The following is a 25,897-nucleotide window of genomic DNA, read 5'->3' on the forward strand; positions in this document are numbered from 1 at the left end:
TGGTGGATCGGGGGCTGCTTCATTTCACACGGCTGCTATCGGCCTGGGGGGGCGTGGTTTTCACCGAGTCGCGCTCGGCTTTGCGGCCAATTTTCTCCTGCTGGCGGCTTTCCTTGCGCCGCTGCTTTATGGGGGCGCTCACCTTGGCAAACAAGTCGCCGAGGTTGTCGTAGTCGCGCTGGAACACCAAGGCCGCCCCGGTGCGCACAATGGGGCCGTCGATGTCCTCGTAGCCGTTCTGGCGGTAGGCGCGCAGGCGCAGGCGGCCATCGCGCAGCAGGGAATACTCCAGGCTCACGTCGCCCACCAGGTTACTGGGGCTGTTCTGGCCTTGGGTGGACTGCGTGCCGTTGCCGCCCGAGAGGGCGATGTCGGTGCCCACGCGCACGGTGAGGCGGTTGTTGAGCAGCTGGCGGCGCACGGCCACGTTCAGGTCGGTGCGGCTGCCTTGGCTACCGTCGGTGCCGTAGGTGGCCTGGTTGGTCACGCCCAGGTCGAGGCCCAGGCCGGAGAGGTACTTGCCGGTGAGGCTCTGGAGCTGGTCGGTGAGCACAGCGCTGGCCGAGCCGCGCAGCTGCGAGGCCACGAAGCCCTCGCCGCTGCTGCTCTGGAACGGGTTCTGGGCCACGAACCGGCCCAGAATCAGCAGCGAAAACACCTGCTTGCTCAGCTCCGAGGACTGGTTAGGCTGGCGCAGGGCCGCCAAACGGGTTTCCACCTGCCCACCCAGGGCCCCCCGCTGGTCTTCGGGCAGCGTGATGTCGAAGCCAATGGTGGGCTTGCTGAGCTGGTCGGTAACATTCAGCAGCACGCTAAACGGCAGTGGGTTGCGGGCGATGCTGGCGGTGCCGGGGTCGTCGGCGCCCTGGCTGGCAATCAGCTCCGCCGGTGGGGCTTTTACTTTATACACGGCCGTGATGTTGAGGTCGGCATTGTAAGGGTCGCCGCTCCAGCTAATGGTCGAGCCCCGGCGGATGATAAAGTCGCGCGTGGCCAGGTCGTAGAGCGACAAGTGGTACTTGCCGCGCGCCACGGTCAGGCGCCCGCTCAGGGTGATGGTGCCGGCCGGGTCAATCTCGGTGTCGAGGGTGCCGTTGGCGCGCACCTCCAGGTTGTCGCCACTCACCGGGTCGATGACGATGGTGAAGGGCGTACGGTTCGTCACCGTTACCTGGGCCGTGATGCGGTAGCCCGTAGCCCCGGTTTGCACCGTATCTAAGCGCACCTTGCGGGCCAGTGAGGTGTCGAGGCGGGCGCGCTTGTCCACAAATTTCACGATGCCATCGCGGGCTACTGTGGCCGGGGCGTCGGTCGGCGATTCCACCGTGAGGCGCGAGCCGTCCACGATGGTCACCTTCGTGTTCACGGCAATCAGCGACAGGGGCCCCGTGATGCGGGTGTCCGAATCGAGCACTAACCGGCCGTAGAAGAGTTGGTTGTCTTTGCGCGTGTTGTTCACGGCCACGAAGTTGTTGGTCACGGCCCGCAGGTCGAACACATAGTCGATGAAGTTCTTGGTGCGCAGGTAGCCGTTGGCCACCGCCTTGTTCGAGGCCGAATCGAGCACCGTGAAGTTGTCGAACTTGATGCCCTCGGCGTCAAAGGCCAGCGCCTGGCCGGGCAGGCGGTAGGGGGCCCCCAGCTGCGGCACCACGAAGCTGGCGTCGTCGGTAGTCACCAGGCGGCCGCGCACGATGGGCGCTTTGGGCGTGCCCGTCACCGCCAGCGCGCCGGTGAGGGCCCCGGTGGCTTTGCGAACCTGCCCGACCGAGAACGGCTCCACCAGCTTCAGGTTGAGGCGCTGGGCGGTGAGGGTGAAGTTGAGCGGGCTGGGGCTGTTGGGCGTGGTGAGGTAGTAGCCGGCCAGGCGCACGTCGTTGGGAGCCCCGCCGGGCACGCCGCCGGTGAGGCGGGCGTCCACGTCGTAGCGGTCGGCGCTGGGGTTGGTGGCGCGCAGGGTCAGGTCGCCCAGGTTGGCTTTCTGAAACACGAGGCCCTTCACGGTGGCGTCGGCCACGAAGGCCAGGCGCGGCGTACCCAGCCCGTGCAGCTCGGCCGTACCATTCAGGGTGCCAGCCACCAGCGAATCCTGCTGCTGCACCACCTTGGCCAACTCGGCCAGGTCGAAGTTGGTGAACGTGACGTTCAGCGGCGAGGTAGGCTGGGCGGGGTTTTTGCTCTGCACGGCCAGCGTGCTCTGGCCGTTGGTCAGGTTGAGCTTGTCGGCCACCACGGCGCCGCTGGGGTAGTAGCGCACGAAGTTGCCCGCGCCCGCCGTCCAGTTCTCGTAGTTCAGAATCTGCGCGGGCGCGGCCTCAAACTGGTACACCACGGCCCCCGCAGCCTGCCCACGGCGGGCCGGCGCATCCAGGGTTTGCAGGGTGCCGGCCAGCGCCAGCCGCTCGCGGTTGGCCGAGTCACCGAGGATAGAGGCGCGGGCAAACACCTTGTTATCGGCAATGCTGCCCACCACGGCGGGCCGGCGCAGCTTAATGGTGGTATCCTGGGCCGCTTTGGCCAGGCGCAGGGCATAGTCCAGCTTCCGGGCGTTCGAGCCCACGTTCAGGTTCAGCGAATCAATCCGGTAGTTCTGGTAACGGATGACGGGGATGCTGGTGGTGGCCGTCAGCTTGGCCTGGGGGCGGCTGTACTCGCCGGCCAGCGTGAAGGGCGAAATCTCCTTCAGGCCCGCCACCAGCTTGGTGGCCAGCTTGGGGTCTTTCAGCTCCAACGAGTAGGTAAAGTGGCGGTCGGCACCGGTGGCCACGTAGCGCACGCCGGGCAGCTTGAGGTAGCGCGCCAGGTGCTGCTGCAGCTCGGGGGCCAGGTCGCCCAGGTGCACGTTGCCATCAAGCTGGGCCGCAAACAGGTCGGAGTCAAAGTTCACCGCCGTGCGCGTGGCCGTCTGAATGATGCGGCCCTCCAGGGTTTTGAACGCAAACGGCTGGTTGTCACGCACCACCACCACGTTGGTGCCGCTAAACGTGCCCTGAATCGTGTTCAGGCTGCTGCCGCTCAGGTCAGCTTTCAGGTTGCCTTGCAGGCGCAGGTCGCCGTTGTACAGGCCCAAAGCCTTCAGGTTCAAGCTTTTCAGGCCCACGTTGAAGGCGTAAACCGGGTTGTTGCTGTTGCGCAGGTTCACCACGCCGTTCAGGTCGAAGGCCAGGTTGGGATCCTGCCGGCTGCTGGCTTGGATGGTGTATTTGTTGCGGTCGATGTCCACCGTGGTAGTAATGCCGCGGTAGTTGTAGCCGTTGTAGCGGGCGCTCTGCACGGTGGCGTTCACGCGGCCTATCAGCGTGGCGGGGTCCTGCAGGTTGCCGGTCGCGTTGATGCGCCCCGAGGCCGTGACGCGCCCCAGCTGCGGGTTTTTCAGCAGCTGGCCAAAGTCGAAGTTCTTCACCGCGAACGTGCCCACCAGCGGCTGTTTGCCGTTGGCCTGCGCCGCGCCCAGGTTGCCGTTGAACGCCAGGGCCCCGTAGGTAGTGTTCAGCTGCAGGTTGGTGGCGAATTGCAGTGTGGTGGGCCGGCCCCGGAAGGTGCCGCTCAGCGACAGGGTAGGGGGTACGTTGATGGTGGCCGGGATGCTGCCCTTCGGCGCCAGGCTCAGAATATCGGCCCGCGTGGTGCTAAACTGCTGAATGTCAAAGTCGGTGTACAGCCGCCCGTCCACGTTGGGCAGGCCGGTGATGCGGGCCCGCCGCGCCTTCAGCACGGTGCCGCGCAGGGCCACCGCGTCGAGGTTGCGAATCGTGAGGTCGTCCACCCGCCCGTTCACCAGCCCGCTGATGAGCAGCGACTGGGTGGGCCCCGTGTTGAAGGGCGGCGTATCGGCCAGGCTCGGCGCCAGGTACAGGATGTCGCGGAAGCCTAAACGGACATTACGCAAATCGCCTTCCACGCGCATCTTGGCTAGCTGCCTGGGGTCGCTCAGCCCGCTTAGGCTCTGGAAGCCAATGGCTAGCGTGCGCCGGATGCGGGTGTGCGGCGTAATCAGGTCGAGGCTGTCCAGGCGCACCTGCACCGAGTCGTAGATAACGTTGGCGCGCCACGAGTCGATGCGGAAGCCACTCTGCTCCTTGCCCGCCAGGTTGTCCACCTGGGCCGTGGTGCGGTTGGCCGAATACGCCAGGTTGTGGGTGTTCAGCACCAGGTCCGTGAAGTGCAGGTGGTTGTAGTCCAGGGCCGGCAGCTTGGTCTTCTGCTTGGGTTCGTTAAAGTTGTCGAACGCCACGTCCAGGCCGCTGATGTCGGACTCGCCCAGCGTCACGCGCCAGCTCAGCGGGGCGCTGGCGGGCGCCTGGGCTTGCTGGTTTTTGGTGGCGGCCTCGTTGATTTTACGCACCGCCTCGGCTGGGTTCACTACGCGGTCCGCCACGGGCGTTTGGGCGTTTTGGGCATAGGCGAAGTGCGTGTTTTTCAGCGTGAGCTTGGTCAGGTCCACGCGCTCCTTTTGCAGGTCGATGCGCTTGGCCGTCACGTCGGCCAGCCCAATGCGGGTATCAATAAATTGCGCCGAGGCCCCGTTTTTATACACAAAGCTCACGCTGTCGAGCACGGCGTGGTTCAGGCCAAACTGCAAAGTGAGGGGCTTGGTGGGAGCGGGGTTGTCCACTTCCGGGGCCGTCTTGGTTTGGTTAATGAGGATGGACGCCCGCCGCAGCGTAGCCTCGTCCACCTTGTAAATGGATTTGTTGACGTTCACCTCGTCCATGGTTACGGCCAGGGCCCCCAGCCGAGCCCGCACGTCCGAGCCCGTAATCTGGTCGTTTTGAGTAAAGTAAATATTGGTGAGCTGCACCTTGCCGATGTCGTACTTCAGGCTCGACGAGGTGGTGTCTACCGGGGCCGTCGGGTCGGTAAAGGCCTTGATGATGAAGTCGTAGTTGTTCACCGAGTCGGGGGCGGTGCGGGTGAGGCGCACCCGGCCGTCGTTCAGCTCCACGGCGCTGATGCTCACCTGCTTCCTGGCCAGCGCAAAAATGTCAATGCTCACGCCCAAGTGGCCCACCGCCAGCAGCGTATCGTTTTTCTGGTCGGCCAAGTACACGTCGTCCAGATTGATGGCGTGGCGGAAGTCGGTGCGGAATTTTCCAATGCGTACGGCGGTGTTCAGCTTGCCTTGCAGGTAGCTTTCGGCCCGCCGGGCCACAAAATCCTGGGTGGCCGGGAACTGGAGCGCCACCACCACCACAACGAGCAGCAATAGCACAAAACCAATCAGCCCCAGCAGGGCGTAGAGGGCGCGGCGTAGGTAAAGGGAAGAAGTGCTGATGGTTCAGGCGGAAAAAGGTAAGGTCGTCTAAACGCAAACTTAAGCAACCGGGTTGGGGGCTCAACCGAAAGAATCGACGCGAAAATACCGGTTCCAGCACCCGGCTTGGCCGGGCCTAATTATCTTTCGGCGGTTTTTTTGCCCTTCTTTATGACCATACAATTCTCGCTTCCGTACCGCACGGCCTGGGGCCAGCGCCTGGCCGTGTGCGGCGCCGGCCCCGCCCTGGGCGACTGGCAAGCCGCCGCTGCCTCCCTCATGAACTACGACGAAGTGGCCGGCCGCTGGTACCTCGACGTGGAGCTGCCCGCCGGTCTGCTCTCCTATAAGTACGTGCTGCTCGCCGCCGACGGGGCCCCCACCTGGGAGGCCCGGGCCAACCGCACGCTGGTGCTGGCCGGCCCCGCCCAGCGCCTGCTGCTGGCCGACTACTGGCACGCCCCCGCCGTGCCCGAAAACGAGCTGTTCACGGCCGCCTTCACCAAGGCGCTGTTCCGCCGCCCCGCCGCCGGGGCCCCCGTCAAAGCTGCCAAGGGTAAAAAGAAGCCGGGGCCCCCAGCGCCCGCCGGCGCGGGGCCCCCACCAGGCAGCGTAGTGCTGCGCCTGGCCAACCCGCGCGTGGCCCCGCACCTGGGCCTGTGCGTGCTGGGCTCCGACCCGGCCCTGGGAGCCTGGGACAACCGCCAGTGCCTGGTACTGTCCGATGCCGACTACCCCACCTGGGCCGCCACCGTGCAGCTGCAAAACCCCGGCGAAGACTGCGTCTATAAGTACGCCATCTGGGATGCCGCCGCTGGCCACGCCCTCGACATGGAAGGCGGCGAAAACCGCATCATTCCCGCCACTGGCGACGCGGCGGCCGTGCGCGTGTTCAACGACGAGGATTACCGGCAGGCCACCGCGTGGCGCGGGGCCGGCGTGGCGCTGCCTGTGTTTGCCATGCGCAGTGAAAGCGGCCTGGGCGTGGGCGAGTTCGCTGACCTGAAGCTGCTGACCGACTGGGCCGTGCAAACCGGTTTGCAGCTGGTGCAGGTGCTGCCCATCAACGATACAGTGGCCACCCACACCTGGGTCGATTCGTACCCCTACGCTGCTATTTCGGTGTACGCACTGCATCCGCAATTTCTTCACCTCGAAGGTATTGCGCCGCTGAAAAGCAAAAAAGACGCCGCCGAGCTGGCCCGCCTTAAGCAGGAACTGAACGCTAAGGACTTCGTGGACTACGAGCCGGTAATGGCCGCCAAGTGGAAATTCCTGCGCCTCCTGTATCAGCAGGAGAAGAAGGCCTTCCTGGCCGACGCCGACTACCGGCAGTTCTTGGCCGAGCAGGGGCCCTGGCTGGCGCCCTACGCCGCCTTCTCGGCCCTGCGCGACCGGTTCGGCACTGCCGACTTCACCCAGTGGCCGGCCGGGTTCCGCACCCCGCCCGACCTGGGGGCCCTCACCGCCGAAACCGCGGCCGACTACGACGACTTCGGCCTGTTTTTCTTCCTGCAATTCCACCTCGATAAGCAGTTGCGCGACGCCGTGGCCTACGCCCGCAGCCGGGGCGTGGTGCTGAAGGGCGACCTACCCATCGGCATCTACCGCCACTCGGTGGAGGCCTGGACGCAGCCCGAGCTCTTCCATATGGATCAGCAGGCCGGGGCCCCGCCCGACGACTTTTCGACCACCGGCCAGAACTGGCGCTTCCCCACCTACAACTGGCCGCGCATGGCCGAGGACGGTTACGCCTGGTGGCAGCAGCGCCTCGGCCACCTTGGCCGCTACTTCGACGCCCTGCGCATCGACCACATCCTGGGCTTCTTCCGCATCTGGGAAATGCCCGCGGATTCAGTCGAGGGCCTGCTGGGGCATTTTTCGCCCGCCCTGCCCCTGCACCGCCACGAGATTGAGCAGCGCCTGGGCTGGTTCGACTACGGCCGCCTCTGCGAGCCCTACATCCGCTGGCACGTGCTGGAGGCCATTTTCGGCCAGGAAGCTCAGGGCGTGTTCGAGGAATACCTCGACGACGCCGGCTACGGCACCTGCCGCTTTAAGGCCGGCCTGGGCACCCAGCGCGCGCTGGAAACCTACGTGCAGGGTAAAATTGCCACCGAACCCCAGCACGCCGACTACTTCAACTGGCTGCTGCCCAACTTATACCAGCTAGTGAACGAGGTGCTGTTCGTGCCCGCCGCCACGGCCGACTTCTACCACCCGCGCATCACGCTCAATAAAACCTGGTCGTTCCGCGGGCTGGACGGCGACGAGGCCCGCCGCCGGCTCTACGACGACATTTACGTGGACTTTTTCTTCCATCGCCACGAGGAGTTCTGGCGCCAGCAGGGCCTCACCAAGCTGCCGGCCGTGCGCTACGCCACCGACCTGCTCATCTGCGGCGAAGACCTGGGCATGGTGCCCGCCTCGGTGCCCGGCGTGATGAAGCAGCTCGGCATCCTGGGCCTGAACATTCAGCGCATGCCCGCCACGCCCGGCCTCGAATTCAGCCACCCCTACGACGCGCCCTACCTGAGCGTTGTTACGACCAGTAGCCACGACATGAGCACCTTGCGCAGCTGGTGGCAGGAAAACCGCGTGGCCACCCAGCGCTACTTCGAGACGCTGCTGGGCCACTGGCGCGAGGTGGCCCCGTATTACTGCGAGCCCTGGGTGGTGCGCGAAATTGTGGTGCAGCACCTGCAATCGCCGGCCATGTGGGCCATCCTGCCCCTGCAAGACTACCTGGGCATGGACGGCCACCTGCGCCGCGCCGACCCCGCCGCTGAGCAAATCAACGTGCCCAGCAACCCCGCCCACTTCTGGAAGTACCGCCTCCACCTGCCCCTCGAAGAGCTGGTGGACGCCGTGGGCTTCAACGAGCCGCTGCGGGCCCTGGTGCAGGACAGCGGGCGCGGGTAGCGGATAATCCCAATGCGAAGGGCCCCGGCGGGCCGGCCACTGTGGCCGGCCCGCCGGGGCCCTTCGCATTGGGATTATATCGTCCGCAGGGTACGATGCGCAATAACATACCGCAATAAAATGCGCTTCCCGACGCATGAATGTTATAATAAAAAATATGACTTTATTAATTAGGAGATACTATGCTTCTTGACAAGAAGTATGAGCTTAACTAAGCGCAGAAGTAAATTAGTTTTATCACTATGTTAATAAAATAAGTTTACTTATCTGGATGAATACAAGTTATTACAGGGATAATCTATTAATGGAGGTGTCAGGGGTGCTAAAAGCGAAAGCGTCATTCCTGGTACGAGCTTAGGTAAGTCTTGCCACAGTTATTTGAAAGCAATATGTGGCAAGAATTATTATTTGTAAACTATTAGTAATGAAAGTATTAAGATAAAAATATGTATTCTATTGCGCATCTCTGCCATAGTTATTTGGAATAAATACAGTTAAAAAAAGCTGCTTTGGTATTCAGAATATAAAAATTTGTACTGTCCCGTAATGGGAATAATTTCCATTATTGGGATAGAATAATCATCCGTTCGGCAAGTAATGTGCACTGATTGCGCGGAATATTGTAATTGTACTTTTTCGAATATCTTTGGACGATATATAGAATGGGCAATGACTCTTATCGCTCATTAAATGATGCTTTGACTTGGTACTTTCTGAATAACACTTTATAAACCGATCGATTAGGATGAAAAAACAATTACACGCTTTTGCGTGGCCCGGGGTATTGGTAGCGCTGCTAATTGCTGGCCGTGCCCAAGCCCAGGCCGACATAGCGACGACGCTGGCCGTCTCACCGGCCTCGGTGCAAGCCGGTAACAACATCACCTTCACCGCGACGGTGAAGAACACCAGCCCCTCGCCAGCGGCTGGTGTGGTGCCCAAGGTGCAGCTGCCGGCCGGCCTGTTGCTGACGGCGGCCAACCTGCCTGCTGGGGCTAGCTACAGCAACGCCACTGGCGTTGTGACGCTGCCTACCACGGCTACCCTGAACAACGGCAGCACGCTGACCTATCCCATTACCTTCCCCGCGCCGAACTACACGGCCACGCTGCCAGGCACCGCTTCCTCGACCACCACCACTACCGACCCCACCCCCGCCAATAACGACGGCAGCCGGGCCGATGCCAAAGCCTCGGTGGCCGTAACCTTGCCGGTGAACGGCTGCGCCGGGGCCCCCTACGGCCCATCGGCCAGTAGCGGCTTGTATGCCGAGTACTACGCGGGTTACTTTAATGGTAGCATGACGTATTTTTCGTCCAACTCGCCGGGGCTGGTGCGGACGGACGGGACGGTTAACTTCCCGAATCAGAATAGCTTTGGTGGCGTTGTACCGCCGGCTACCGGCAACGCCGATAACCCGGATTCGTTCAGCGCCCGGTACCGGGGCAGCATCAACATTGCGGTGGCGGGCAGCTACTCGTTCACGCTGTCTTCGGACGACGCTTCTTTACTCTGGCTCGATGGCGCGGCGCTGGCCCCTACCACAACCCCGGCCAATTACCTGGCTGCCGCTAGTTACAACAGACCCCAGACAAGGACCGTTACCTTATCGGCCGGAGTTCACAATGTGCTGATTTACTATGGCGAAAATACGGGGGGCAACTACCTCACGCTGCAATACAACGGGCCGGACACCGGCGGCAGCACCGTCATAGTGCCCAATTCAGTGCTGTGCGCCAGCATGTCGCAGGTGCCCGTGGCCAGCGCGGTTACCAACTCGCCTAGCATCCCCAGTAACAACGGCCCGACGGCCATTGCCGCGCCGAGTGCCACCGATGCCGACGGGCAAATCGACTCCTACACCATCCTGACGCTGCCGGCCAGCAGTGCCGGCATCCTCTCGTTCAACAACGGCACGACGATTACCGCCGTCACGGCCGGCCAAGTGATACCGACGACCAGCTTTGGCAACTTGGTGTTCAATCCCGTAGTTACGTTCGGCAGCACCGCCAGCTTTACCTACGCGGCTACGGACAACAGCGGTGAGCTTTCCAACACCGCCACTTACAGCATTCCCGTGACGCTGGCCGTGGCCGACGTGACCACGACCCTGACAGGGCCCCAGCAGCTCGGCGCCGGTCAGCCCGCGGGGCCCTACACGGCGGTGTTCACCAACAACGGCCCTAACCAGGCCACGCATGTCACCCAAGTCATCACGCTGCCCGTGGGTGCTACCATGACCCCCGCCCAGGTAACGGCCAGCGGCGGCACTTACACGGCTGGCAACGGCACCACGGCCGGCACGCTTAGCTTCGGCGCGGCCCCCGTAACCATCGCCAACGGTGCCAGCAACTCGTACAGCTTTAGCCTCACGGCCCCCACGACCGTGGGTACCAACTACTCGATGACGAGCACGGTGGGCACCAACACCAACCAGGGCAACGCCGGGGCCCCCGATGCGGCCACGCTTGCCATCGCGGTGACGCCGGCTAACCGCTTCGTGACCTACAGCGACAACAATAGCCTGGCTGCCAATACTAAAGTGACGGCCAGCGTAATTCTCAACGACGACAACCCCGACGCCACTACTGCCTTCACCGCTACGGTGGTGACGCGGCCGACGCACGGCGCCGTGACCCTGAACGCCAACGGCGGCTACATCTATACGCCCAACCCGAACTACATCGGCACGGACTCGTTCACGTACCAGATTTGCCAGACGGGCACCACGCCGACCTGCTCCAACGTATCCCTGGTCAGCCTGAATATCTATGACCCGAACCTGGTCTGCACCTCGGGCACGGGTAACAACTTGCTGGTAAACCCCAGCTTCACCAACGGCAACACAGGCTTTACCAGCGGCTATAACTATCAGGCGCAGTCGCCCAAAGCCCTGGTGCCAGAAGGAACTTACGGTGTGGGTAGCAATGCCAATAATTACCACCCCAGCTTTCAGGGTACCGGCCGCACGGGCCCGGGCGACAACTTCATGATCGTTAACGGCGCGGCCAACATCCAGCGCGTGTATGCCCAGACGGTAACCGTATTGCCCAACCGCTACTACACCTTCTCGGTGTATGCCAACAGCGTGAACCCGGCCAGTCCGGCGCAGCTCGGGTTTGTTATTAACAACGAATCGACGTCGGTGGTGACCACCCTCGACGGCACCACCAACTTCGTGAAGCTGTCCGACGTGTGGTTCTCGGGCAACAGCACTACAGCTACTTTCGAAATCCGCGACGTGAACCGGGCGGCGCAGGGCAACGACTTTGGCCTGGACGACGTGTATTTCGGCACCTGCACCAAGAACCTGCTGGTGAATAACATTACGGCCCCGGCAGTGTCGAAAAGCTCGCCTGCGGTAACCATCCCGGTGCTCATCGGCACGGCTTCGGGCGGGCCCACGCTGGCCTCGTTCACCGTTCAGACGCTGCCCCCCGCCGCCAGCGGCATCCTGTACCTAGACGGCACCGCCGTAACGGTGGGCCAGGTAATACCCGTGGCGGCCGACGGTAAATCGTCCGCGGGCACCCTCACCTTCAACCCGGCGCCTGCGGCCAACTTCGCGGGTTCGCAGGCCGTCTTCACCTATACTGCTACCGATAGCAACGGCGCCGGCAGCGACAACACCGGCACCTACACCATTCCGCTCGACACGCCCCTGGTGGCCGTGGACGATGCGGCCACCACGTCGCTTAATACTGCGGTAACTGTGGACGTGACCGCTAACGACCGCAAAGGGGCCAACAATAGCGCCATTGTCCTCACAACGATTGATCTTCAGCCCGGCGTGGCCGGCGTGCAGCAAGGCACCGCCGCCAGCCCGATTACCGTGAACAATGGCATGGCTTACGTGAACGCGGCCGGGCAGGTGGTTTTCACCCCAACGACGGGTTTCCTGGGCACAGCCTTCATTCCGTACACGGTGAACGATGCCAGCGGCATCCTGTCTAACCAAGCCACCCTGGTGGTACAGATGGTGAGCCAGCTCGATTTGGCCACCACCATTACCTCGCCCGCCACTGGGAGCGCCGTTACGGCGGGCCAGCCGGTGACCATTGCCGGTACCACGGCCAACAACAGCCCCGCCGGCACCAGCGCCAGCGCCGTGCAGCAGCTGCAGCTCCCGGCCAACCTGACCGGGACGCCCACCTTCACTCGCAACGGGGCCCCCGTGGCCGCCACCTACAACGCGACCAGCGGCTTGGTGGTGTTCCCGGCACTTGCCCTGGCTTCCGGCGCTTCGGCTACGTTCGGCGTTACGTTTGTGGCGCCGGGTATGGGGCCCCTTACGGCCACGGCCTCGGTGAACAACAGCGGCCCCGACGTGAATCTGGTAGACAACGTAGCCGCCATCACGCTGGCCGTGACGCCGCAGTTCGACCTGGCTACCACCCTGACCGGCCCGGCTTCGGCCACCGCCGGCACCTTGGCTACCTATACCATAGTAACGGCCAACAACGGTCCCTCGCCGGTGGTGGGGGCCCAGCAAACCGTGCAGCTGCCCACCGGCTTGGCCGGCGCCTTTGCCACCAACGGCGGCACTTATAGCAGCAGCAGCGGCGTAGTGACCTTCCCTACCCTGAACCTGGCCAGCGGCCAGGCCCAGACCAATAGCGTCAGCTTCTCGCCCACGGCCGGCTTCTCACCCTCGGCCCTGGTGACGCCGAACACGAACGGCGCCGGCGACCCCGCCCCCACCAACAACACGGCGTACCTCAACGGTGCCACCAGTAGCACGGCCGTGGCCGTGGCCGCCCCCGCCATCACCGACCGGGCCAACCTCTACGTGGCCGTGAAGGGCCCCAGCCAAGTAGCCCCCGGGGCCGCCGTGGCCTACACCGTGACGCAGGGCAACAACGGCCCCAGCGCCGCCACCGGTGTGCAAACGCAGGTTAGCCTGCCGGCGGGCCTGGGCATTACGGGCTTCCTGGTGAACACCGTGGCCGGTACGCTCAGCACGGACAGCAAGACCATCACCTTCGGAACCAACGGCTCCACCTACACCGTGGCCACCGGCCTGCTAGTGCTGCCCGCCCTGACGGGCAGCCAAGCCAGCGGCGCCGCTTCCCAACCGTACGCCCTTAGCCTGCCGGCCCCGGCCGCGGGCCCCTCGATGGCCATCACGGCCAGCGTGCGCGCCACCACCCCCGACCTGGTGCCGGGTAACAATGTGGCCACGGCGGAAACCGAAATCCGCCCCCTCGCCGAACTGGCCATTTCGCTGAGCCGGATTGAAGGCGGCACCACGGCTACGGGCACCGCTCTCACGGCCGGCCAAGTGGTAGCCTACTCGGTGCAAATAGTGAACAACTCGGCCAACTCGGCCCAGGGCGTGCAACAAACTGTGGTCATTCCGGCCGGCATTCCGGTGGCGTCGCTCCAGCTGAACGGCCTGATTGGTACCTTCAGCAACAGCGTCATTACCTTCGGCAGCGGCGCGACCTACAACGTGGCCAGTGGCCTGCTGGCCCTGCCCACGTTGCCTGCTCTGGCCGGCAACGCGGTGCAAACGAACACCCTCAGCTTCGCCGTGCCCGCCGGTAATACTGCGCTGCAAGCCGTGGCCACCGTCAGCAGCCCCACCGCCGACGGCACCCCGGCCAACAATACAGCCACGGTTTCCAACACCGTGATGGCCCTGCAAGACCTCTCCATCGCGCTGTCGGGCCCCGCCCAGGCGGTGCAGGGCAGCCCCGCGTTCTACACCGTGACGGCCACCAACAACGGTGCCTCGGCTACCGGTAGCCAGACCACTACTGCGCAGCTGCCCACCGGCCTCGGGGCCCTGGGTTTCGTGGTGAACAATACGGCCGGCACGCTCAGCGCGGATAGCAAAACCATCACCTTCGGCACCAATGGCCCGGCCTACACCGTGGAAACGGGCTTGCTTGCCATGCCGGCCACTGTGGTTGGAGCCCCGGGTACCAGCACCGTTACGGCGGTGCAGTTCCTGGCCCCCACCAGCATCGCGCAGCTCGACGTGGCCGCTGCTGTGCTAGTACCCAGTGGTACCGAAAGTAACCTCACCAACAACTCGGCCCAGCTGAGTACCCTGACGGTGAAATCGGCCCTCGCCAATGCTAACCTTTCCACGACCATCACTTCGTCGCTGGCCGGCGCTCAGTCTGCCGGTACCACAGCTACTTACTCCGTAAAAACGGCGAATGCCACTACCGGGGCCGCCGCCCAAAACGTAGTGCAAACCGTGGCTCTGCCCGCTGGGCTGGCCACGGCCACGCTCAGAGTAAACAGCAGCTCCGGCTCGTACAGCGCAGCCACGGGCCTTGTAACATACAACTATGGTGGCCTTACTGCTACCTACAACCCCACAACGGGGGCTCTGGTCTTCCCCGCGTTAGGGTCGCAGGCCCTGAATACGAGCTTCACGAATACCATTGTCTTTCCCTTGCCCGTGAGCGGCCCGGTGGTGGTCACGGCCACTTCGTCGGCGGATAACCTTGACGACGCTCCGGCCGACAACACGGTTACCAGCTCAACCACCGTGACGTCGACGGCCACCGTGGCCTTCGGTGTGAGCGGCCCGGCTACCACCACGGCTGGCAACACCGTCAGCTACACGCTGGCGGCCACCAACAACGGCCCCGCGGCGGCTAATGACCTGGGCATGACCGTGACCCTGCCCACGGGCGTAACCAGCTACACCCTCAACGGCGTGGCCAAAACGGGCAGCGGCACCATCACCGTCTACGGCGGCGCGGGCACCACGGTGCCGGCCGGCCAGTCTGTCACGAACGTCATCGCCTTCGGGGCCCCGTCTGGCTCCTTCACGGTGAGCGGCGCAGTGAGCAATAGCAACTCGCCCACCGGCACGGCCACCACCACCGGCAGCGTAACCACGACCCAGGCCAACCTGGCCCCCGTAGCCAACGACGTGGCCAACACCTTGCAGGGGCCCCAGGGCAACACCGGCAGCGGAATGCTGCTCTCGGCCATCAGCGGCACCGACGCCGACGGCAGCGTTAATAACTACACGATTACGAGCCTGCCGACCACCGGCCAGGGCGTGCTCCAGCTCGGCACCAACGCCGTGAAGGTCGGGGACCCAATTACGCCTGCCCAGGCGTCGCAGTTCACGTTCACCCCGGCCAGCAACTTCGTGGGCAACGCCTTCTTCACCTACACGGCCATCGATAACGGTGCTACGCCGCTCGCTTCAGCCCCAGCCATCTACACCATCCCGGTGACGCAGGACATCAGTTCGGCCTACGCGCTCTTCAACACGGGTAAGGGAGGCACGGCGGCCAATAAGTACGCCACCGGCGATAACCTGGCCCAAGTGCTCGACGCTAACACAGCAGTGTACGCCGCCGCCTCGGCCACTGTGTTCGACGCCACCACCGGGGCTCTGCAAGTGGGCGCTGCCAACGGGTTGCCCACCGCGGCAAACTCTGTGAACGCCGTGCTGACCACGGGCACGCTGCCCGCCGGCGTGTCCCTTGACGCCACCACCGGCCGCATCTACGTGAGCGACGCCAGCAAGATGCTAAACTATAGCAACGCCCGCACGTACCCGCTGACCATCACGACGACCGACCTGAACGGCGGCACCAACACGGTGCCCGTCACCCTCGCCATCGGGGCCTACCCGCTGCCGGTGGAGCTGACAGCCTTCACGGCCTCGGCCGTGGGCAACCGCGACGTGGCGCTGGCCTGGGCCACGGCTTCGGAGAAGAACAACGACCACTTCGACGTGGAACGCAGCCTCGACGGCACGACCTTCGTGAAAATCGGGCAAGTGAAAGGCCAGGGTAGCAAGTCCAGCGCGACCGACTACGCCCTGACCGACGCCAATGTGGCGGCCAAGGCAACCGGCGCAGTGTACTACCGCCTGCGCCAGGTGGACGCCGACGGCACGGCGAATGTGTCGCTGGTGCGTAGCGTCTCGTTCACGAAGGCCCCGGCCCCGGCCATCGGCCTGTACCCGAACCCGGCCGTGGCCACCACGAAGCTCGACCTGAGCCAGCTGCCCGCGGGCACGTACCAGGTAAGCCTGGTGGACATGACGGGCCGCGCGGTGCTCAGCGCTTCGCTGGCCGGGGCCCAGCAGCACACGCTGGACCTGGCCCCGCTGGCCAGCGGCAGCTACGTGGTACAGGTGCGCGGTACGGCTACTGACGGCACGGCCGTCAGCCTTACCAAGCGCCTGGTGAAAGAGTAAGTTTCGCCCCCGGCCGCGTTGGCCGGGGCCCTGTGCAAGGCCCTTCCCTTAGCTTGGGGGAAGGGCCTTTGTGCGTTTGGGGGCCCGGGTGGCTGGGCGGGGCCCATCCCGGCAGTGCTGTTTGCCGTATGCGGGGCCATGCCTGACTCCGCTACTCCCGCCGCCGTTCTGGCCCTGCACTACTGGGCCGGGGCCGGCCACGAATTCGACGCCCTGCGCCCGCTGCTGCCCCCGGGCACCACCCTATTTGCCCCCGACCTGCCCGGCTTCGGCGCGCAGGGGGCCCCCGCGGGGTTCGACTACTCAGTGGGGGCCTACGCCGATTGGGTGGCGGCCTTCGTGGCTGAAAAAAAGCTGACCGATTACGTGCTGGTGGGCCACAGCATGGGCGGCAAGGTGGCCCTGGCGCTGGCTGCCACCCGGCCCGCCGGCCTGCGCCGGTTGGTGTTGCTCTCGCCCTCGCCGCCCAGCCCCGAGCCGATTTCGGACGATGACCGCGCCGCCGCGCTGGCCGCCTACGGCCAGCCCGCCGAGGCCGAGAAGACCTTCCACATAATCACGCAGGCCGCCCTGCCCGCCGCCGTGCATCAGCAAGTAGTGGCCGACAACCTGCGCAGCCGCCAGGCCGCCTGGGATGCCTGGCTGCTGGCTGGCTCGCTGGAGGACCTGACGGCGCTGATGGGCGAAATTGCCGTGCCCTGCCACTTGCTGGTGGGCGCCGCCGACCGCGCTATTCCCGCCGCCGCCCAGCGCCAGCAAACCCTGCCGGTGCTGCCCCCCGGCACTCTGTTCACGGAGGTGCCCGGTGCCGGCCACCTGCTGCCTTACGAGGCCCCGGCCGCTGTGGCCGCGGCCATCGCGGGGTAATATTTCGCCCACAAAAAAGCCCCGCTGAGCACCAGCGAGGCTTTTTTGCTGCGGGCCCGGGCTTACTCCAAAGCCCGGCCGCGGAAGAGCAGGTAGCCCAGGTGGGCGTACACGCCAAAGTGCTCGTTGGGGTCGTCGTAGTAGCGGGCGTGCAGGGCCAGGGGCCCCACGGGCGTCATCAAAATGAAGCCCGTGCTGACCGTCAGGCGGGGCCGCTCGAAGCCGCTGGTGCGGATGGCCGTCTGGTCGGCGGCCTGCTCGAAGGGCTGGAAGTTGACGTGCACGTACAGCTCGGAGCGCCACTGAAGGCTGCCCAGCACGGCCTGGCTGTAGCGCACACCCACGGCCGCGTAGCGCCCGCTGCGGTACTTGGCGAGGAACAGCGTGCGGGCGTCGGGCAGCGGCGAAAACACCGGCGCGATGGCCTGCGAGGCCCGGAAGTTGCTGAACGTGCCCTGGCCCGTGGCCATCAGCTCGCCGAAGTAGCCCCAGGCGCGGCGGTTGCCGGGCAAGGCAAAGTAGCGCTCCACCGTGGCCCGGAGTTGCAGCCACTGGTGGTGGCGCTCGTTGGCCGCCACCAGCGACGTGGAGCCCGGCGTGTAGGCAGCTGCCCCCGTAACGCCGCGCAGCGAATACGAATAGCGGTGGCCGCCGGTGGCGTACTGCTTCTCGTTTAGTGTGTTGCGGTCCAGGCGCAGGGCCCCCGTGAAGCCGTGGAAAATGGTTTTGTCGAGCACGTCGCTGCTGTTGATTTCCGTGCGGTTCGTGTAGTCGTCGTGCGTCTGGAACAGGCCCGCGTCGAGCAGCAGCCGGCTGCGGTAGGTCGGCGTCACGCCCACTTGCACGCCCACCTTCGTGTCCTGCTGCCGGATTTGGGTGCCCAGCGCGTTGCGCCCCAGCAGGCCACCCGTGCTCTGGTAGTCCCACTGGTTGTAGGTGATGCCCGGCTCCACGTAGAACGGCACCGTGCCCGGCACGCTGATGCGGAACGAGCCGCGGGCCCCGTTGTAAAAGCGCCCCAGGCTCACGTCGGCCGCCGTGGTGTAGAGCAGCCGGCGCAGCACCCGGTACTCCAGGCCCAGGAAAAAGTTGTCGATGGGCCGGGTGCTCAGCACGAAGCCCACCTCCGCCGTCACGTTGTTGTTGCGTTGCGCGTCGAGGCTGAAAATGTAGCCCTTGCGCGCCGCGTCGTAGCGAATGCGCGGGTAAATATTCTTGAAGTAGTCGTCCGACGCCAGCCGGTAGTAGCCCTCCTCAATCTCGTCGAGGCCAAAATCGCGGCCCTCGCGCTGGAAAAACTTGGCTACGTATGCGTTCTGGTCGGGCCGCAGGCCGTGCACCTGCACCTCCAAAAAGCGCGGCGTGGGCACCCCTTCCTGGAACGCCCGCCGCCGCGCCAGCAGCGCCGTCGAGTCTTGGCGGCGGCCGATGCGCTGCTTAATGAGGTCCATTTTCAGCAGCGTGGCCGTGTCGCCCTTGCCGATAAAAGCTTTTACCTGGTCGAAGTCGCCCACGCCCAGGGCCCCCAGGTTGGGCTGGATATAAATACCATTTTTGCCCACGCTGGTCGTGTCGGCCACGCTCGTGCCTAAAAATAGTACCGTGCTGGCCAGCAGGGCGTCGTCGGTTTTGAATGGGTACTTTTTGAGGGCCACATCGCCCACGTTCACCCCGATGATGACGTCGGGCGCAAACTCCGTTTTCATGGCCGCCGTGGGGAAGTTGTCGAACACTGCTCCGTCGTAGTAGTATTTCCCGTCGAGGTTGCGGATGGGCCGGAACGCCAGCGGAAACGTCATCGAGTTGCGCACCGCATCGCTCAGGGAGCCCTTGCGCTGCACCACCTCCTGCCGCGTAAATATCTCCGACGCCATGCACCGAAACGGCACGAACAGCTTATTAAAGTCGTAGCCCGCCTCGGCCCCCGACGGGGCCATGAGCTTGGCCAGGGCCAGGTTCAGGTTCAAATCGTTCACCAGGTTCGAGCTGACGCGCGCGTGCAGCGTCGAGTCCACGGCCACGCCGAGGCGCAGGGCCGAGGGCGAGGGCTCGCGCGTGGTGAAGTTGAACGTATTGCTTTCCAGGGCTTTGCCCGACGTCCACTTTTGGAATTCCGGGCTCAGCACGATCTGCTCGATGTCGGCTGGTGAGTAGCCCGAGGCGTACATGGCTCCCACCACGGCCCCCATGCTCGTGCCCACGATGTAGTCGATGGGGATGTGGTTCTTTTCCAGCTCTTTGAGCACACCCACGTGGGCGAGGCCCTTGGCGCCGCCGCCGCTCAGTACCAGCCCCACTTTCTGGGCGTGGGCCGGGCCTGTCAGGCCCAGCGTACCAGCCCACAGGCCCACACATAGTATTTTTTTAATCATAAAATAATTTAATAGCTTCGCGGTTGGCCCGCCTGCCCTGCGCCGAAAGTACAACACCGCCCCGAATGCGCCCAGGGCTCCCGGGGCCCTTCACAGCTGGTTGGCTCAGCCCCGATTTCCGCCCGGAAAGCCAAAAAGGCCGGAAGCCACGCCCGGGCCTTGCTTACCAGATTTGCAAAACCGCCGCCGCCACGGGGCCAGTTTCGGCGGCCGGATTGTCGTGCCAACCAGCAACAAAGGGCCCGGGGGTGCCCGGTGCGTACGGACCCCAAAACCGCTCCAGGAAAGGGTTTTCAAGTGGCGCAGCAGCAGTCCTGCGTTGCTGGGCTTGCCGCGGGCCAGCCGCACGCCCAAGCCCTGGGCCAGGCGGCCGGCAATCCACAGGCCCAGGCTGGTGCCGGGGGGCAGCGGGTCCGCCTGGTACCAGGTGGCGGTGAGGTGGGCCAGGTGGGGCCCCAGCGGCACGGCCAGCGCATTGGCCACGCTATATAAAAGTGAATGGGGCGTCGGCCGGCTCCGGTGGCCTTTGCGACGCTACAAAATTTCTACCGCGCCCTGAAGCCGGCCTGAGCCAGACATTAATTTTTCTTCAGGCCCCCAATTTGCCCGCGCTCACCACTTCTTGAAGATGACGTACACCGCCACCAGCAGCACGAAGCCCGCCAGGTGGTTCCAGCCCAGCTTGTCGGGCTTAAAAACGAACAACGTGCAGAGCGTGAACACGGCCAGCGTTACCACTTCCTGAATCACCTTGAGCTGGAAAAGGCCGAACGGCCCGTCGTTTTTCTCAAAGCCCAGCAGGTTGGCTGGCACCTGAAAAATATACGCGAATAGGGCCAGGTCCCAGCTCATCATTATGACGCCGAATAGGCCTAGCTTGGCAAATCAGGCCATTTTTTGAACAAGCGCAGGTGCCCGTACCAGGCAAATGTCATGAATAGATTGGAGACGGTGAGGAGCAGAATGGCGTAAAATCCGCGTATGAGAATGAAAGAAAAAATGAGAACAGGATAAACCAGCTAATTTTTTCTCCACGCCAAGCCAAAATTGGTGGCCATAACCTGGGGCCCCGGTGCGGCCAGTGGCGGCCGGGGTGGCGTTCTTCGCAGCGCACTTCTCATCCCCCACAGCATGGCCTCGCTCGACCCTGGCATTGGCGAAAAATTCTCGCGGCCCACCCAGCGGGCCATCAACCACGACGGCTCCTTCAACGTGCGGCGGCGCGGCGGCCCGCCCATCCGCGACCCCTACCAGCGGCTGATTCTGATGCCGTGGGGCCGGTTTTTTCTGGAAGTGAGCGTGCTGTTTGGGGTGCTGAACGCGGCGTTTGCGCTGGCCTACATGGCCTTGGGCCTCGAAAACCTGCCCGGCGTGGCGGCCCCTCACGGCTGGGTGCAGGACTTCCTGAGCGCGCTATTTTTCTCTGTTCAAACCTTTACCAGCGTGGGCTACGGGCACGTGTACCCGGGCAGCAACGGAACTGGGGCCCTCTCCAGCCTGGAGGCGCTGGCGGGCGTGCTTACGTTTGCGCTGGCTACGGGCCTGCTCTACGGGCGGTTTTCGCGGCCCACGGCGCGCATTCTGTTTAGCCGCGCGGCCATCGTCAGCCGGCGGCCCGACGGCACGCCGTGCCTGCAATTCCGGGTGGCCAACCGCCGGGCCAACATCCTGATTGAGCTTTCGGCGCGGGTCATCGTCAAGTTCACCGACGCCGCCACTAAAAACGTGTCCTACGCCGCCCTGGCCCTGGAGCGCGACGCCGTCAGCTTCCTGCCCCTGACCTGGACACTGGTGCACGACCTGATTCCCGGCAGCCCGTTGCACGGCCTGGAAGCTGCCGACTACGCGGCCCGCGCCGTGGAAATCATCGTCATGCTCAAGGGCTACGATGACACCTTCGCCCAGGACGTGTACGCCCGCAACTCCTACATTGCTAGTGAAATAATCTGGAACCACCGCTTCCGTCGCGCCTACGACGTGGACGAAAACGGCCTCGCCGTAGTAGACCTCGACGCGCTCGACGCCACGGAGGAGTTGTGAAGGAAGGGTAGGAGGGTGCGAGGGTAGGGGGGCTATATACTCACACCAGCCTACCCTCACATCCCCACACCCTCCTACCCTCGCACCCTACTCCTCGTGCCCGGGCACGCTACCCACCGCTGGCGCCCCGGCCGCGTCGGCGGCCTCGCGGGCCAGGCGCAGCTCCTCCACGGCTGAGGTGGTGCGGGGCAGCTTGTCCAGGTCAGGGGCCCCGGCGTCGACCCAGCACGTGTACCAAAAGGCCCCGATGAGGCGGCTGGCGTAGCGCAGCTGCCGCTCCACCTGCCCGCCGAGCCGGGCGTGGTAGGCCCGGCTGAAGTCGCGCGAGTACACGCGCACCGTGGTGGCCCCGCGAGCCTCGTAGCCGTACTTGCGGTCGGCGGGGAACGTGGCCGTCAACTCTTTCTCAAACAGCAGCACCGAATCGACGGCGGCGTGGGAGCGCGCCAGGGCCCCCCAGGCGGCGTCGCCGGGGTGCTCCAGGTACGGCGCGGGCCCTGTGAACAGGTCGTAGTCGGCGGCTAATAACTCCGGCAAGCGGCTCTCCCAAAGGCCGTGGATGCCGCGCTGGCCCGTCAGCTGGCCGTTGTAGTTCTGGGTGGCGTGCAGCGGCACGCAGGCGTCGGCCACGTAGTGCCCGAGGTCGGCCGAGAGGCGCAGGATGGCGTCGGCGTCCTGGCGCTGGAAGGCGGCGGTGAGCTGGTTTTTCATCCGGGCGATGTTCCAGGGTACGATGCCGTGGCGCAGCAGCGAGTCCTCGCCGTAGCGGGCCACGGCGTCTTCGTAGCGGCGCGGCAGGCCCCGGCCGTGGGTGGTCAGGCAGCTGTCGCCGTAGCGGTCCACGTCCATGAAGTGCTTGGCTGCTTCGCCGGGTACCACCGTGCGGCGGGCGTCGGGTCGGGTGGCGTTCGCCGTCATGTAGTCAATGTGCGCCTTGTAAAAGCCCACCATCTTCGGCGGCAACGTGTACACGGCCAGCCGGTTCAGTAGCCGGTGCCCAAAAAAGCCCCAGGCCCGCGCCGGCCGGGGCCCCAGGGAGATTAGAAGCAGGAAGGATAACAGCGCGTAGCGTTTGAGCATAATTATAGAGATATTGAAGCTGTTTAGGAAGTGGGTGGTCGGGTAATTTTACGCAGTAGCAGCACGACAAAGGCGAGCCAGTGGAAGGCCAGCCAATTTTCCAGGCAGGTTTCGTAGCGCACCAGCAGGGTCTTGAAGCCGTCGAGCCAGGCGTTCATTTGCTCGATGACCAGCCGGCGCCGGTAAAGTTCGGGGTCCAGCGGCGTGTCATCATCCGTTTGCCAGTCGGTCGAGCGCCGGTTGCGGGGAATGTTGGCTTCGATGTCGCGCCGGGCGCAGGCCTGACGCAAGCTAGTGACATCAAAGGCTTTGTCGGCATTCAGAAAGAGGCCTTCCAGGCGCAGGTGCGCTTGTTCGAGCAGCTCACAGAGTTCGGCGAAGACGTGTTCGAGGGCAAACGTATCGTGGTGGTTGCCGGCTTGCGGCGTGGCCACGGCTAGGGGCTGGCCCGTGTTGTCGGCCAGAAACAGGGCGTTGGTGGTGCGGGCCGCCTTGCGGCCTTGATAGCCGACAGCCGCCCCGCCGTTTTTAGCCGGGGTGTGGCTGCCATCGAGTTGCACACTCGACAAGTCCAGCGCCGCGTGGTTCAAGCGCAAGACGCTCAACCAAAGCTGTTTCCAAGCACCTTGCTTGCGCCACTGGTTGAAATAATAGTAGACGCCCTGCCACGTCAGGGGGTGGGTTGGCAGCAATTCTCGCACGGGCAGCCAGCGCCACTGACAACCCGTTTTGAGCTTGTAGAGAATGGCGCCGACGACTTCCACCGGCTGGGCCGCCCGCCGACGGCCGTGGGCGCTAAAGGGCAAATGGGGGAGTATCCAGGCGGTAATGATATCTTTGGGCAGGACTTCCATGACGGAGGGAAAGGAGATGGGTCGCACCTCAAATTTCGCTCTGCCGTGGGAGTCTTTTCTGTTTTGAGCCCGCCTGACTACTTCCTAAACAGCTTCATTGGATAAATCGGAAAGGGGCTTTGGTATGCCAGCAAAATCAAAAAAAACTGGCATACCCCACGGGATATGCCAGTTTTGTTGTCATACTGGTTTGATAAAATATAAGGCCCCTACCGCCGCCCGGCGCTTGCGAATTTCATGCGGTAGTCATGGGCCACGTCGCCTTTGCCGATGCGGGCCAGCTTGCCCTTGAGCAGCTGCTTTTTAAAGGAAGAAAGCTTGTCGGTGAACAGCACGCCCTCCAAGTGGTCATATTCGTGCTGGATGATGCGGGCGTTCATGCCCGAAAAGCCTTCCTCGTGCACCTGGCGGTTCTCGTCCTCGTAGCGCAGCACAATGTCGGGGCAGCGCTGCACCAGCTCGCGCACCCCGGGAATGCTCAGGCAGCCTTCCTCGAAGCCCCACTTCTCACCGGTTTCACTCACCATCACGGGGTTGAGGAAGGCGCGCTTGATGGCGGGCTCGGCCTCCACGCCCTCGGCAATGTCCTCCTCGTCCAGCTCCACCATGGGGGTCGAGTCAATTACGAACAGGCGCACGCTCTTGCCGATTTGCGGGGCGGCCAGGCCCACGCCGTGGGCGAAGTACATGGTTTCGAGCATGTCGGCGATGAGCTGCTGGAGTTCGGCGGCGGGCAGGTCGGCGGGCAGGTTTTTGGCGCGGGCCTTCAGCACGGGGTCGCCGATGGCAACGATGGGGTGTATCATCTAAGTAAAACGTTGATAAAGAATTAAAGCAAACAAGGGCGGGGGCCCCCGGGGTTCCGGCTAGGCCACGGCCCGCCCCGCCGGCGACTCCAGAAACGACTGGAGGATAATGGCCGCGCTCACCCGGTCCACGGTGGCTTTGTCGCGGCGGGCCTTTTGGCCCAGGCCCCCGGCTAGCATGGCCGCGTGGGCCATGCGCGAGGTGAAGCGCTCGTCGATTTCGTGGACGGGCACCTCGGGCAGCTCCTTGCGCAGGCGGCGCAGCAGGCCCACCACGGCGCTGGTCACGTCGGTGGGCTCGTTGAGCAGCGTGCGCGGCATGCCCACCACGATGGCCGCCAACGGCTCGCGCCGGTGGTAGGCCAGCACGTAGGCCAGTAAATCCTGGCTGTGGATGGTGTCGAGCGGCGAGGCAATGATGCGGCTGGGGTCCGTCACGGCCAGCCCCACGCGCTTGTTGCCGTAATCGATGGCGAGGATGCGGCCCACGGCGAAAGAGACTAAAACGAAAGCAAAAAACGGCGCCGACCCCGGCGCCGACGCAAAGATACGGCCGTCGCTAGGGCCGGGGCCGCACCGCGGCACACCCTACGTGAGTAATATTGCGGACTACAATTTAATGTAAAAATTATATTTAATTCAATTCATGGTAATATGCAATTATAATTAATTAACTATTAAATTATGGCGGTGGTCTATTAGCGAGTGAGGTTGTAAATTAGCGCATGGTTTATACGCAACACTTATGTGCCCGCTGTGGTAGTGAACACATCCGCCGCAATGGCACGCAGGGTGGTCAGCCTAAATACCAGTGCAAGGCGTGCGGGTATCAGGCACGGTTTATACCAGCGGCCGTGGCCAAGGCGGCACAGTATGCGCAGGTGGAAGCCTTGCTCACCGAGCGTAACTCCCAACGTAGCATCGTGCGCGCCACCGGCGTGGCACGGATGACCATCGCCAAGCTGATAAAAAAAAGCGGCCTTGGACTCGCCCCGGCTGCCGCGTCGCCGGACGAAAAAGGCCCAACGCCGGAAACCTGAAGCCCTCGAACTTGACGAAATGTGGACCTTCGTGGGCCGGCGCACGTGCAAAGTCTGGTTGTGGCTGGCCGTTGAACGGGCCTCGCGCCGCATCGTGGCCTGGGTGCTGGGTTGCCGGGGAGCCGCCACGGCCCGGCGCTTGTGGGCCGCGCTGCCGCGACGCTACCAACGCCACTGCCGCTACCACACCGACCAGTGGGAAGCCTACGCCAAGGTCTTGCCCGCCCACCAGCATCGGCCTCATCCCAAAGGCAGCGGCAAAACCAATATTGTTGAGGCTATCAACTGCTCCTTACGCCAGCGCTGCGGGGTATTGGTCCGCAAATCCTGCTCCTTTAGTAAAAGTTTGCGCATGCACACGGCTCGCATCAAGATTGTGATTGACAATTACAACCTCACTCTTCAATAGACCGCCGCCTAAATTAGTATTTAAATAAGCTAAAAATGACCTAAAAAGGGTATTAAACCCCATTTTTCAAT

The 25,897-nt window shown here is 63.9% G+C and carries 15 protein-coding genes; 6 read left to right on the forward strand and 9 right to left on the reverse strand.

Annotation, left to right across the window (positions count from 1 at the left end; translation table 11 throughout):
* Window positions 1-19: 19 nt before the first annotated feature.
* On the reverse strand, window positions 20-5,212 hold the full coding sequence (locus tag DDQ68_RS17020) for a translocation/assembly module TamB domain-containing protein (RefSeq protein ID WP_162550191.1): 5,193 nt from the start codon (window positions 5,210-5,212) through the stop codon (window positions 20-22).
* Between the two features lie 213 nt (window positions 5,213-5,425).
* Here DDQ68_RS17020 and DDQ68_RS17025 point away from each other — a divergent pair, with 213 nt between their 5' ends.
* From DDQ68_RS17025 to DDQ68_RS17035, 3 genes are all read left to right on the forward strand, one after another.
* Entirely contained in the window at window positions 5,426-8,176 is a 2,751-nt protein-coding gene (locus tag DDQ68_RS17025; RefSeq protein ID WP_109657379.1) for a 4-alpha-glucanotransferase, read from the forward strand.
* 745 nt (window positions 8,177-8,921) lie between these two features.
* Complete coding sequence (locus DDQ68_RS17030; RefSeq protein ID WP_109657380.1) at window positions 8,922-16,358, forward strand: Ig-like domain-containing protein; 7,437 nt, start codon at window positions 8,922-8,924, stop codon at window positions 16,356-16,358.
* 138 nt (window positions 16,359-16,496) lie between these two features.
* Window positions 16,497-17,225 carry an alpha/beta fold hydrolase gene (locus DDQ68_RS17035; RefSeq protein WP_109657381.1) on the forward strand — a complete coding sequence of 243 codons (729 nt, stop codon included), beginning with the start codon at window positions 16,497-16,499 and terminating at the stop codon, window positions 17,223-17,225.
* A 62-nt stretch (window positions 17,226-17,287) separates the two neighbouring features.
* Here DDQ68_RS17035 and DDQ68_RS17040 read toward each other — a convergent pair whose 3' ends face one another.
* The 4 genes from DDQ68_RS17040 to DDQ68_RS24465 form a co-directional block, all read right to left on the reverse strand.
* Complete coding sequence (locus DDQ68_RS17040; RefSeq protein ID WP_109657382.1) at window positions 17,288-19,597, reverse strand: patatin-like phospholipase family protein; 2,310 nt, start codon at window positions 19,595-19,597, stop codon at window positions 17,288-17,290.
* A 105-nt stretch (window positions 19,598-19,702) separates the two neighbouring features.
* A complete protein-coding gene (locus DDQ68_RS17045; RefSeq protein WP_109657383.1) occupies window positions 19,703-20,080 on the reverse strand; it encodes a hypothetical protein in 378 nt (125 codons plus the stop codon).
* 129 nt (window positions 20,081-20,209) lie between these two features.
* The gene (locus DDQ68_RS17050; RefSeq protein ID WP_342767410.1) at window positions 20,210-20,452 is read right to left on the reverse strand and encodes a DMT family protein; all 243 of its coding nucleotides are present in this window, start codon (window positions 20,450-20,452) and stop codon (window positions 20,210-20,212) included.
* Window positions 20,453-20,469: 17 nt separating this feature from the next.
* On the reverse strand, window positions 20,470-20,532 hold the full coding sequence (locus DDQ68_RS24465) for a hypothetical protein (protein WP_342767454.1): 63 nt from the start codon (window positions 20,530-20,532) through the stop codon (window positions 20,470-20,472).
* A 196-nt stretch (window positions 20,533-20,728) separates the two neighbouring features.
* Between DDQ68_RS24465 and DDQ68_RS17055 the strand changes: the two genes are divergently transcribed.
* Window positions 20,729-21,637, forward strand: coding sequence for an ion channel (locus DDQ68_RS17055; protein WP_109657384.1), 909 nt, complete (start codon window positions 20,729-20,731; stop codon window positions 21,635-21,637).
* An 87-nt stretch (window positions 21,638-21,724) separates the two neighbouring features.
* Here the strand turns inward: DDQ68_RS17055 and DDQ68_RS17060 are convergent, their stop codons facing one another.
* The 4 genes from DDQ68_RS17060 to ruvX all read right to left on the reverse strand — a co-directional run bounded on the left by DDQ68_RS17060 (window position 21,725) and on the right by ruvX (window position 24,866).
* On the reverse strand, window positions 21,725-22,717 hold the full coding sequence (locus DDQ68_RS17060; protein WP_109657385.1) for a zinc dependent phospholipase C family protein: 993 nt from the start codon (window positions 22,715-22,717) through the stop codon (window positions 21,725-21,727).
* A gap of 23 nt (window positions 22,718-22,740) precedes the next feature.
* A complete protein-coding gene (locus DDQ68_RS17065) occupies window positions 22,741-23,571 on the reverse strand; it encodes an IS5 family transposase (RefSeq protein WP_109656237.1) in 831 nt (276 codons plus the stop codon).
* 209 nt (window positions 23,572-23,780) lie between these two features.
* Window positions 23,781-24,377, reverse strand: coding sequence for a peptide deformylase (def, locus tag DDQ68_RS17070; RefSeq protein WP_109657386.1), 597 nt, complete (start codon window positions 24,375-24,377; stop codon window positions 23,781-23,783).
* A 60-nt stretch (window positions 24,378-24,437) separates the two neighbouring features.
* Window positions 24,438-24,866: a Holliday junction resolvase RuvX gene (gene ruvX / locus DDQ68_RS17075; protein ID WP_109657387.1), complete on the reverse strand. Its 429-nt coding sequence runs from the start codon at window positions 24,864-24,866 to the stop codon at window positions 24,438-24,440.
* 236 nt (window positions 24,867-25,102) lie between these two features.
* Between ruvX and DDQ68_RS23005 the strand changes: the two genes are divergently transcribed.
* Together DDQ68_RS23005 and DDQ68_RS17080 are read left to right on the forward strand one after the other, a co-directional pair.
* Entirely contained in the window at window positions 25,103-25,417 is a 315-nt protein-coding gene (locus DDQ68_RS23005) for a transposase-like zinc-binding domain-containing protein (RefSeq protein WP_162549800.1), read from the forward strand.
* Between the two features lie 19 nt (window positions 25,418-25,436).
* The gene (locus DDQ68_RS17080; RefSeq protein WP_162550044.1) at window positions 25,437-25,826 is read left to right on the forward strand and encodes an IS1 family transposase; all 390 of its coding nucleotides are present in this window, start codon (window positions 25,437-25,439) and stop codon (window positions 25,824-25,826) included.
* The last annotated feature ends 71 nt before the right edge of the window (window positions 25,827-25,897 follow it).

The sequence above is a fragment of the Hymenobacter nivis genome, from assembly GCF_003149515.1.
GTDB classification, from domain to species: domain Bacteria; phylum Bacteroidota; class Bacteroidia; order Cytophagales; family Hymenobacteraceae; genus Hymenobacter; species Hymenobacter nivis.

Coding starts and splice junctions, on each gene's coding strand:
- DDQ68_RS17025 (WP_109657379.1), top strand. CDS start 5,426: ATGACCATACAATTCTCGCTTCCGTACCGCACGGCCTGGGGCCAGCGC.
- DDQ68_RS17030 (WP_109657380.1), top strand. CDS start 8,922: ATGAAAAAACAATTACACGCTTTTGCGTGGCCCGGGGTATTGGTAGCG.
- DDQ68_RS17035 (WP_109657381.1), top strand. CDS start 16,497: ATGCCTGACTCCGCTACTCCCGCCGCCGTTCTGGCCCTGCACTACTGG.
- DDQ68_RS17040 (WP_109657382.1), bottom strand. CDS start 19,597: ATGATTAAAAAAATACTATGTGTGGGCCTGTGGGCTGGTACGCTGGGC.
- DDQ68_RS17050 (WP_342767410.1), bottom strand. CDS start 20,452: ATGATGAGCTGGGACCTGGCCCTATTCGCGTATATTTTTCAGGTGCCA.
- DDQ68_RS17055 (WP_109657384.1), top strand. CDS start 20,729: ATGGCCTCGCTCGACCCTGGCATTGGCGAAAAATTCTCGCGGCCCACC.
- DDQ68_RS17060 (WP_109657385.1), bottom strand. CDS start 22,717: ATGCTCAAACGCTACGCGCTGTTATCCTTCCTGCTTCTAATCTCCCTG.
- DDQ68_RS17065 (WP_109656237.1), bottom strand. CDS start 23,571: ATGGAAGTCCTGCCCAAAGATATCATTACCGCCTGGATACTCCCCCAT.
- def (WP_109657386.1), bottom strand. CDS start 24,377: ATGATACACCCCATCGTTGCCATCGGCGACCCCGTGCTGAAGGCCCGC.
- DDQ68_RS23005 (WP_162549800.1), top strand. CDS start 25,103: ATGGTTTATACGCAACACTTATGTGCCCGCTGTGGTAGTGAACACATC.
- DDQ68_RS17080 (WP_162550044.1), top strand. CDS start 25,437: ATGTGGACCTTCGTGGGCCGGCGCACGTGCAAAGTCTGGTTGTGGCTG.